The 8175-nt window shown below is 62.4% G+C and carries 9 protein-coding genes; 4 read left to right on the top strand and 5 right to left on the bottom strand.

What is annotated here, in order from left to right:
• The 3 genes from VZ95_RS22005 to purB all read right to left on the bottom strand — a co-directional run.
• Window positions 1–202, bottom strand: a 202-nt coding sequence (locus VZ95_RS22005; protein WP_198148266.1) for a hypothetical protein, incomplete at its 3' end; no start/stop codon positions are given.
• 41 nt (window positions 203–243) lie between these two features.
• Window positions 244–1143: a Fic family protein gene (locus VZ95_RS12005; protein WP_052711719.1), complete on the bottom strand. Its 900-nt coding sequence runs from the start codon at window positions 1141–1143 to the stop codon at window positions 244–246.
• Window positions 1144–1281: 138 nt separating this feature from the next.
• On the bottom strand, window positions 1282–2580 hold the full coding sequence (gene purB, locus VZ95_RS12010) for an adenylosuccinate lyase (RefSeq protein ID WP_045776051.1): 1299 nt from the start codon (window positions 2578–2580) through the stop codon (window positions 1282–1284).
• A 166-nt stretch (window positions 2581–2746) separates the two neighbouring features.
• Between purB and VZ95_RS12015 the strand changes: the two genes are divergently transcribed.
• Entirely contained in the window at window positions 2747–2944 is a 198-nt protein-coding gene (locus VZ95_RS12015) for a hypothetical protein (RefSeq protein WP_045776052.1), read from the top strand.
• Here the strand turns inward: VZ95_RS12015 and VZ95_RS12020 are convergent.
• A complete protein-coding gene (locus tag VZ95_RS12020) occupies window positions 2941–3837 on the bottom strand; it encodes an ROK family protein (protein ID WP_045776053.1) in 897 nt (298 codons plus the stop codon). The two genes, VZ95_RS12015 and VZ95_RS12020, sit on opposite strands and share 4 nt — an antisense overlap.
• Before the next feature lie 110 nt (window positions 3838–3947).
• On the opposite strand from VZ95_RS12020, the gene VZ95_RS12025 reads away from it, so the two are divergent.
• Complete coding sequence (locus VZ95_RS12025) at window positions 3948–4499, top strand: MOSC domain-containing protein (protein WP_045776054.1); 552 nt, start codon at window positions 3948–3950, stop codon at window positions 4497–4499.
• A gap of 4 nt (window positions 4500–4503) precedes the next feature.
• On the opposite strand, the gene VZ95_RS12030 is transcribed toward VZ95_RS12025, so the two are convergent.
• Complete coding sequence (locus VZ95_RS12030; RefSeq protein ID WP_052711720.1) at window positions 4504–5892, bottom strand: esterase-like activity of phytase family protein; 1389 nt, start codon at window positions 5890–5892, stop codon at window positions 4504–4506.
• Between the two features lie 179 nt (window positions 5893–6071).
• Between VZ95_RS12030 and VZ95_RS27170 the strand changes: the two genes are divergently transcribed.
• Entirely contained in the window at window positions 6072–6761 is a 690-nt protein-coding gene (locus VZ95_RS27170; RefSeq protein ID WP_408606084.1) for a DEAD/DEAH box helicase family protein, read from the top strand.
• On the top strand, window positions 6656–8071 hold the full coding sequence (locus tag VZ95_RS23060; protein ID WP_232302639.1) for a helicase-related protein: 1416 nt from the start codon (window positions 6656–6658) through the stop codon (window positions 8069–8071). The genes VZ95_RS27170 and VZ95_RS23060 overlap by 106 nt, the downstream gene beginning before the upstream one ends.
• The last annotated feature ends 104 nt before the right edge of the window (window positions 8072–8175 follow it).

Consider the following 8175-nt stretch of genomic DNA (forward strand, 5'->3'; position numbering starts at 1 on the left):
TGGGCTGGAACAGAGCCACAATCGCTTCTGCCACAAAGCGCCGATTGCGAGCCTGGCCCGTCGTTTCGACCAGAATAGCTTCCTTGTGCAGAAGCTCGATATAGCCGCTGACCGCCGGATAGGAGACGCCAAGCTTCTCTGCTGCAAGCTTTATCGAGAGACTGGGATAATCCGGCAATAAATCGAACAGACGATCCAGCACACTGCCCGCGCGGGGCTGAAAATGCCCCCGCCAGTCGGCAATCAGGCCGATAACCGATCATGAATCCGCAGGGTTTCGTCCACGGTGGCTATCGTTGCCATCGAGACAAAGTCAATCATTGCCCCCCAATCGTCGCGCTGCTGCGCGGCCCGCAGCGCTGCATAATAATGATCCTTATTGGCATCGATATAGGGCGAGAGGTACAGCGGCTCATCATCCTCTGCGGCAAACATCAGGGCCATCAATAATCGCCCTACGCGCCCGTTACCGTCCATAAACGGATGGATCGCCTCGAAATGGGCGTGAGCGCAGGCGATGCGGGCAATCGAACTGTTCTTGAAGCAGATTTCATCATCCCGCAACCAGCGAAAATGCTGTCGTAGGCAAGGGAGTAACTGGTCCGGCGGCGGCGGAATGAAGGTCGCCGTTTCAAAACTGCGCCCACCGATCCGCACGGGCACGGCCCGCAGCCGTCCCCGCCAGCCATCAGCCTTAGGGTCCGCCTCCATCACGGCTGAATGCAAAGTCCGAAGCAAGGGGACGGTAATCGCCGCCATCCCTTGGTTCCGGACGGCATGGATGGACTGCCCGAGGATCAGGGCGTATTGGCGAACTTGCAAGACCGCGTCTTCGCCCGAATCATCCTCGGCGTCCGACGCCAAAAGATCGGCAAGGGTTGCGTAAGTTCCCTCGATAGCGCTGGAGTGCACCGCTTCCTGCCGCTCCAGCAAGCGCGTTGCCAGAAACTGCCGCCCCGGAAGGCCGCGCAGGAACCCATTGATCCGCCCAAGCGCCTTTTGCGCCTCGCCATGCAGGCGTAGATCACCCGGAACCAGAGGTTCGGGCGGAAGAGGCGGCACAACGGCCTTGATATGCGCCTGCGGCGGCGGCAACGAAACTAGGCTTCGCCGCACCCGCGCCGCCAGGGTGCTCGCTTTCATAAACTCCGCTCCAGATCACTCTTACTAAACATACAACGCATTTCGTTTAATAAGATTGATGAAAACCGTAGCTTATTAAAAAGCCGCCGCCAAGGTTTGCCTCGGCGGCGGCTATGTTTTCAAAATTCGGCCTACGGCTTACGCCTCGCCGAACACCCGCTTGAACAGCGTATCCACATGCCGCGTGTGCTGGCCGAGGTCGAAGAGGGCTTCGATGTCCTTCGGCGTCAGATGCTTGGCGACATCGGCATCGGCTTCGAGCAGGGCGCGATAGTTTTTGCCCTCTTTCCACGAGGCCATCGCGTTACGCTGCACGGCCTTATAGGCGTCTTCGCGGCTCATGCCCTTTTGGGTGAGTTCGAGCAGCACTTGCTGGGAGTGAACGAGACCGCCGAGCAAATCGAGGTTTGCTTGCATGCGCTCGGGGTAGACGACGAGTTTGTCGACGACCGAGGTCAGGCGGGCCAAGGCGAAATCCAGCGTTACGGTGGCGTCCGGCGCGATCATCCGTTCGACGGAGGAGTGGGAGATATCGCGCTCGTGCCACAGGGCGACGTTTTCCATCGCTGGGATCACCGCCGCGCGGACGAGACGGGCAAGACCAGTGAGGTTTTCGGTGAGAACCGGGTTGCGCTTGTGCGGCATGGCCGACGAGCCCTTTTGCCCGGCGGAGAAAAATTCTTCCGCCTCGCGCACTTCGGTGCGCTGGAGGTGACGAATTTCCGTCGCCAGCCGCTCGATGGAGGAGGCGATCACGCCTAAGGTCGCGAAGAAGGCGGCGTGCCGATCGCGCGGGATCACCTGGGTCGAGATGGTTTCGGCCTTCAGCCCCAGCTTTTCCGCCACATATTCCTCAACGCGCGGGTCGAGATGGGCGAAGGTGCCGACCGCGCCGGAGATGGCGCAGGTGGCAATTTCTTCCCGTGCCGCCAGCAGGCGGGTCTTGTTCCGCGCGAACTCGGCGTAATAGGTCGCAAGCTTCAGGCCGAAGGTGATGGGTTCGGCGTGGATGCCGTGGCTGCGGCCAACGGTGAGCGTGTGCTTATGCTCAAAGGCGCGGCGTTTCAGCGCAGCCAGCAACCCATCGAGGTCTTCCAGCAGAATATCGGTGGCTTGCGTCAGTTGCACCGCAAGGCAGGTATCGAGCACGTCCGACGAGGTCATGCCCTGGTGAACGAAGCGTGCTTCCTCCCCCACATACTCCCCAAGGTTGGTGAGAAAGGCGATCACATCGTGCTTGGTTTCCGCCTCAATCTCTTCGATTCGCGCCACATTGAAGGCCCCGCGCGCCCGCACGGCGACAGGGACTTCCTTCGGAATCGTGCCGAGCTCCGCCATCGCTTCGGCGGCGAGCGTTTCGATTTCCATCCAGATTTTGTAGCGGTTCTCGGACTCCCAAATGGCGACCATCTTGGGGCGGCTGTAGCGAGGGATCATTTTCGGGCCTTGCTGCGTTGCAAAAAAGTAATCTCGATTTAATCCCTCTTAGGCATAGTTTATGTCAAACAAGAGACAAGAACTTGACCCTGGTATGACAATCACCCGCCGGGGGACGTTCGATAGGCCCGAATTTGTCGGGCTTGCGTAGGAGGGGAGTTAGCAGATGTCGCCCTATTTCGCTACCCACGCTGGATTGCTCCAATATGTCGCCGATGATTTTTCGGCGCTCGCGGGGCGGGATCGCGAGTTTGGCGACAAGCTGGCCCTCTATGCCGATATTCTGCGCCATATGATCGATGAATTGGCCCCGAAGGCCGACGAGACCGCCGATCAACCCGCCCTGGAAGCCATTCCGGCCTAAACAGCCCCCACCGGCCAGAGCCACGCCGCCCCGCGAACCCCTGAACTGTCGCCGTGCTTGTTTTTCAAAACGCGTGTGCGCAACGGGCCACCGCCGAAAATAAGCGCCTCTAGCCGGGGCGGCAGATTGGTATAGAGCCGGTCGAGGTTTGACATGCCGCCACCCAGAACAATCGCGTCGGGATCGAGCAGATTGATAACCGTCGTCAGGGCGCGGGCCAGCCGATCCTCGTAGCGCAGCAGCGCCGTCTCGGCCCAGGCTTCGCCCGCTTGGGCCGCAGCCGCCACAGCTTTCGAACTATGCCCCTGCCCCTCGGTAAGCTCGAAGCCGGTCCCGGAAATCCAGGTTTCAAGGCAGCCCGATTTACCGCAGTAGCAGGGCGTGCCGGGAAGCTCGTCGGGCGTTGCCCAGGGCAGCGGATTATGCCCCCATTCGCCGCCGATGCCGTTCGGCCCAGCCCAAACCTGGCCTTTCAGGGCGACGCCCCCGCCCGTTCCGGTGCCGATAATGACGGCGAACACCACATCGAGCCCGGCGGCGGCCCCGTCCGACGCTTCGGAGGCGGCAAGGCAGTTGGCGTCATTCGTCACGCGCACCGGGCGGCCCAGGGCTTCGGTGAGATCCTGATCGAACGGGTTTCCGTTAAGAACTTGCGTATTGGCATTCTTCACGCGGCCCGAAATCCGGTCCACCGTGCCGGGAATGCCGACGCCCAAAGAGCCGCGTTCGCCCAAAGCCGCCTCGGCCTGCGTCACCAACCCGGCAATCGTGGTGATGATCGCGCGATAGTCGGTGCGCGGCGTGGGAACGCGCGTGCGATAGGCTTCCGTGCCATCGGGCCGCAGGGCCACGATTTCGGTTTTAGTGCCGCCCAGATCGACGCCAAGACGCATGGTTTTCCTCCCGATTATGGGGACGTTGTAGCGCAATTTCATCGCGCTGCCAGCCCTCTCGTCGGTCTAGAATGGGGCTCTCGGATCGAAACCGGATAGGAAGGAAAACCATGCCCACGCTTACCGGAGCCGTCGTCGCCGTCAGCCTGAGCCCGACCCATCGCTTCAGCAAATCGCCGCAGTTGCAGATCCATTTGCGCGCCGGGTTCGGCGTGGAGGGCGATGCGCACGCAGGCACCAAGGTAAAGCACCGCTCACGCGTGCGGAAAGACCCGGATCAGCCGAACCTAAGGCAGGTCCATCTCATTCATACCGAATTGTTCGAGGAATTGGCGGCGAAGGGGTTCGATATCACCCCCGGCGCGATTGGCGAGAATATCGCCACGCGCGGGCTGGATCTGCTGGCGCTTCCGCAGGGAACGCGGCTCGCTATCGGCCCGAGCGCCATTGTCGAGATCACCGGGTTGCGCAATCCCTGCGCCCAACTCGACAATTACAAGTCAGGGCTAACGCAGGCGGTGCTGGACCGGGATGCGGGAGGCGCGCTGGTGCGCAAATCAGGGGTTATGAGTATCGTCATCGCGGGCGGCGCCGTGCAGGCGGGCGATGCGATCCAGGTGATTTTGCCCCCCGAACCGCACCGCCCCTTAGCGCCCGTCTAAGTCCTTATTTCGCGCGCAGAAGCTCCGAGACCTTCAGCAGCGTGATTTCATTATCGTCCGCCTTATCGACCGTCCGGCCCACCGAATAGGGCAGGTTATTGTCGTTGGTGAGGGCGATATGGTCGGCATCGACGATGGCAACCCCTTCCGGCCCAAGGTGCGGCAGCACGAACTTCGCCTCGTTCGGGCCGATTTTGGCGGCCTTATTGGGGTTATCGATGTCGGTCAGGTCGATATAGCCGACCTTCTTGACGAAGCCTTCGGCGTCGGCGGCGGCGAGATCGATCTTATAAACGCGCTTGAAGGCGGCGGGCTTGTTGAAGCAATCGAGCTTCGGCTCGCCCGCGCAGGCCTGGGCCTTGCTGCCTTCGGTGGTATCGTCGCGCTCGATAACGAGGGCGGTATCGCCGTCGATCATCGCCATATCGCCCAGCACATTGGCGTTATCTTCGAGCAGATATTTGAACGATTTTCCGGTATAGGCCCCCTTAGCGACATCGAACTGAAGGATGCGCACGAACTGCTTGCCGTCTTTGGCTTCCGGGGCCTTGGTTTCGGCATTGAAGATCGGGCCTTCAAAGGCCGGATAGAGGAACTGCCCGTCGGGGGAGGCCGCCATCGGCTCGAACCCGCGCGAGCGGCGGACTTCGAAACTCACCGCGCCCGGCACATTCGGCAAACCGCCATTGCGGTAATGATCCGGACCGCGCGCGGGTTTGCCGTCCACAACCGTCTCATGGAACGCCAGCACTTTGCCCGCTGGGTCGACTTCGATAATGTACGGGCCGAACTCGTCGCCGATGAACAGGCGGTTGCCGACGAAGGCAATCGACTCGGGATCGAGGTCCGCACCAGTCAGATAGCGCTTGTCGGTGTTTTCATTGACGATGGCGAAGGGAATCTTCTTATCGGGATCGTGCAGGAAGCGGGTTTCCTGCCGGTCGGCCTTGCCCGTCGCCCAATCGGTCTGGACGCGATGGACCATCAGCAGCGCATCGGGCGAGTTGCCTTTACCGCCGAAGCCGTTATCCGTGAGGATATAGAACAGGCCATTGCCGCGCGATTGAATGCCGGAGAAACCCTGCACCGCTTGGCCCTTGACCGGCAGGCTGACGCCGCTGGAGCGCGGGGCCTTCGGATCGGCAGTAAAGGTCGTCGTCGGGATCGTGCCGACGGCTTCGACGCGCTTGCGGTCCGGCGCGGTGAATTTGCCGGCCGTCGCGAAGAAAGCCCCGGCATCGGCGGGCGGCGCGATCAGCGTGTCAGCCGGAACGGCGGCATGACCCGCGAGCACCGCCGGAAATTTCGGCGCGGATTGGGCCGAGGCCGCCCCCGAGGCCAGCACGAGGCCCATAGCCACCGAAAGGGAAAGACGCAAGCGGGAGGACGACATGGCAAAACTCCTTAAAATCCAATGAAATCGGGTTCGCGCCCGTCTCCCCTGCCGGGTATCAGCCGCTGTTACCGTGCCATGACCCGTCTGTGACTCTTTTGCAGCACGGTAAAAATCTGTCTTTTTTTTGCACTGCGAGGACTTGCGAATGTCATCGATTAGGCCGACTCTGATAGGCGATGCAGCACCGCTTTAGCGCTTCGAGAGTGGTCGCGGTTTTGGGGCCAACCAACACCGGCAAGACCCATCTCGCAATCGACCGTATGCTTGGACATGCGTCCGGCATGATCGGGTTTCCGCTGCGATTGCTCGCCCGCGAAAACTATGACCGCATTTGCAAACTGAAGGGCGCGGGCTCGGTCGCCCTCGTCACCGGGGAAGAACGGATCATGCCGCCGGGGGCGCGCTGGTTCGTTTGCACGGTCGAAGCCATGCCGCTGGATCGGCGGGTGGAGTTCCTCGCCGTCGATGAAATCCAGCTCAGCACCGATTGGGAGCGCGGCCATGTGTTCACCGACCGGCTGCTGAACGCGCGCGGCCTGTCGGAAACCATGTTCCTCGGCGCGGAAACGATGAAGCCGCTGATCCAGCGCCTCATCCCCGATATCGAGATCATCACCCGCCCGCGCTTCTCCTCGCTCACCTATGCCGGGCCGAAGAAGCTGTCGCGCCTACCGCGCCGCGCCGCCATCGTCGCCTTCTCCGCCACCGATGTCTATGCGCTGGCCGAGCAGGTGCGGCGCACGCGCGGCGCTGCGCCGTTGTGCTGGGTGCACTCTCGCCCCGCGCCCGCAATGCCCAGGTGGAACTGTATCAGACCGGCGAAGTCGACTATATGGTCGCCACCGACGCCATCGGCATGGGGCTGAACATGGATTTGGACCATGTCGCCTTCGCCCGCATTTCCAAATTCGACGGCCAAAGCCCGCGCCGTCTGACCGCGCCGGAAGTCGCCCAAATCGCTGGACGCGCCGGGCGCTATATGCGCGACGGCTCCTTCGGCACGCTCCCGGAGGTCGGCGCGCTCGATCAGGATTTGGTCGAAGCCATCGAAACCCATCGGTTCGATCCGATTGAAACGATCCATTGGCGCTCGGCCAAGCTCGATTTTCGCACGCTCGATGGGTTGCTGCGCAGTCTCGACGCCCCGCCGCCGCACCCGGCCCTGAAGCGCAAGCGCGACGCCGAGGATCATCTAACCCTGCAAGCGATGGCGAAACTGCCGGAGGTGCGCCAGATCACCACCACCAGCCCGCGCCTGAAACTGCTGTGGGACGTGTGCCAAATCCCCGACTTCCGCAAAAGCATGGCCGAAGCCCATGTGCGACTGTTGCAGCAGATCTACGGCCATCTCACCGCGCGCGGCGGCAAGCTGCCCGATAGTTGGGTGAAGGCCCAAATCGTCCGGCTCGACCGCACCGATGGCGAAATCGACCAGCTTTCGACCCGCATCGCCTATATCCGCACCTGGACTTATATTTCCCACCGCCCGGAATGGCTGCAAAGCGCCGCCGAGTGGCAGGAGATGACGCGCGGGATCGAAGATAGGCTGTCGGACGCGCTGCACGAAAAGTTAACGCAACGCTTTGTCGACCGGCGCGGGGCCTTCCTCATAAAGCGGCTCGACGGTAATGAAACCCTGCTGGCGGGCGTGACCGCCGAGGGCGGCGTCGTCGTTGAAGGCCATCCGGTTGGGCGGCTCGACGGCTTCATCTTCTCGCCCGATGAAGACGCTGTGGGGCTCGAAGCCAAACGGTTGCTCACCGCCGCCCGCCGCTCCTTGAGCCTCGAAATCAACCGCCGCGCCGCCCTGATTGCCACGGCGGGGGACGAGGATTTCAGCCTAACGGCGGACGGGGCGATCCTCTGGCACTACCCCGTCGCAAAGCCAGTGCCGCTCGCCCGCCTCGCGCCGGGGCCGCGCTGGGGCCAGCCCGCGATTGATCTCTTGCCGTCCGATCTGCTCGAAGGCGAAGCCCGCAGCCGCGTTTTTCGACCGGCTGACGCGCTGGGTTCGCGCCCATCTCGCCACCAGCCTGGGGCCGATCCAAGCCCTGCGCGATGCCGAACTGACGGGGGCGGCGCGCGGCCTCGCCTTCGAACTCGCCGAAGCGGGCGGCAGCCTCGCCCGCGCCGCCGTGACGATTGCGGTGGAAAAGCTCACGAAAGCCGACCGTAGCGCCCTGGGAAAGCTGGGCGTGCGCCTCGGCACCGAAACCATCTATCTCGATGCGGTGCTAAAACCCCAGGCCATCACGCTGAAAGCGCTGCTGCACGCCATCG

The sequence above is a fragment of the Elstera litoralis genome, from assembly GCF_000963705.1.
Taxonomy (GTDB): domain Bacteria; phylum Pseudomonadota; class Alphaproteobacteria; order Elsterales; family Elsteraceae; genus Elstera; species Elstera litoralis.

Coding starts and splice junctions, on each gene's coding strand:
- VZ95_RS12005 (WP_052711719.1), bottom strand. CDS start 1,143: ATGAAAGCGAGCACCCTGGCGGCGCGGGTGCGGCGAAGCCTAGTTTCG.
- purB (WP_045776051.1), bottom strand. CDS start 2,580: ATGATCCCTCGCTACAGCCGCCCCAAGATGGTCGCCATTTGGGAGTCC.
- VZ95_RS12015 (WP_045776052.1), top strand. CDS start 2,747: ATGTCGCCCTATTTCGCTACCCACGCTGGATTGCTCCAATATGTCGCC.
- VZ95_RS12020 (WP_045776053.1), bottom strand. CDS start 3,837: ATGCGTCTTGGCGTCGATCTGGGCGGCACTAAAACCGAAATCGTGGCC.
- VZ95_RS12025 (WP_045776054.1), top strand. CDS start 3,948: ATGCCCACGCTTACCGGAGCCGTCGTCGCCGTCAGCCTGAGCCCGACC.
- VZ95_RS12030 (WP_052711720.1), bottom strand. CDS start 5,892: ATGTCGTCCTCCCGCTTGCGTCTTTCCCTTTCGGTGGCTATGGGCCTC.
- VZ95_RS27170 (WP_408606084.1), top strand. CDS start 6,072: ATGCAGCACCGCTTTAGCGCTTCGAGAGTGGTCGCGGTTTTGGGGCCA.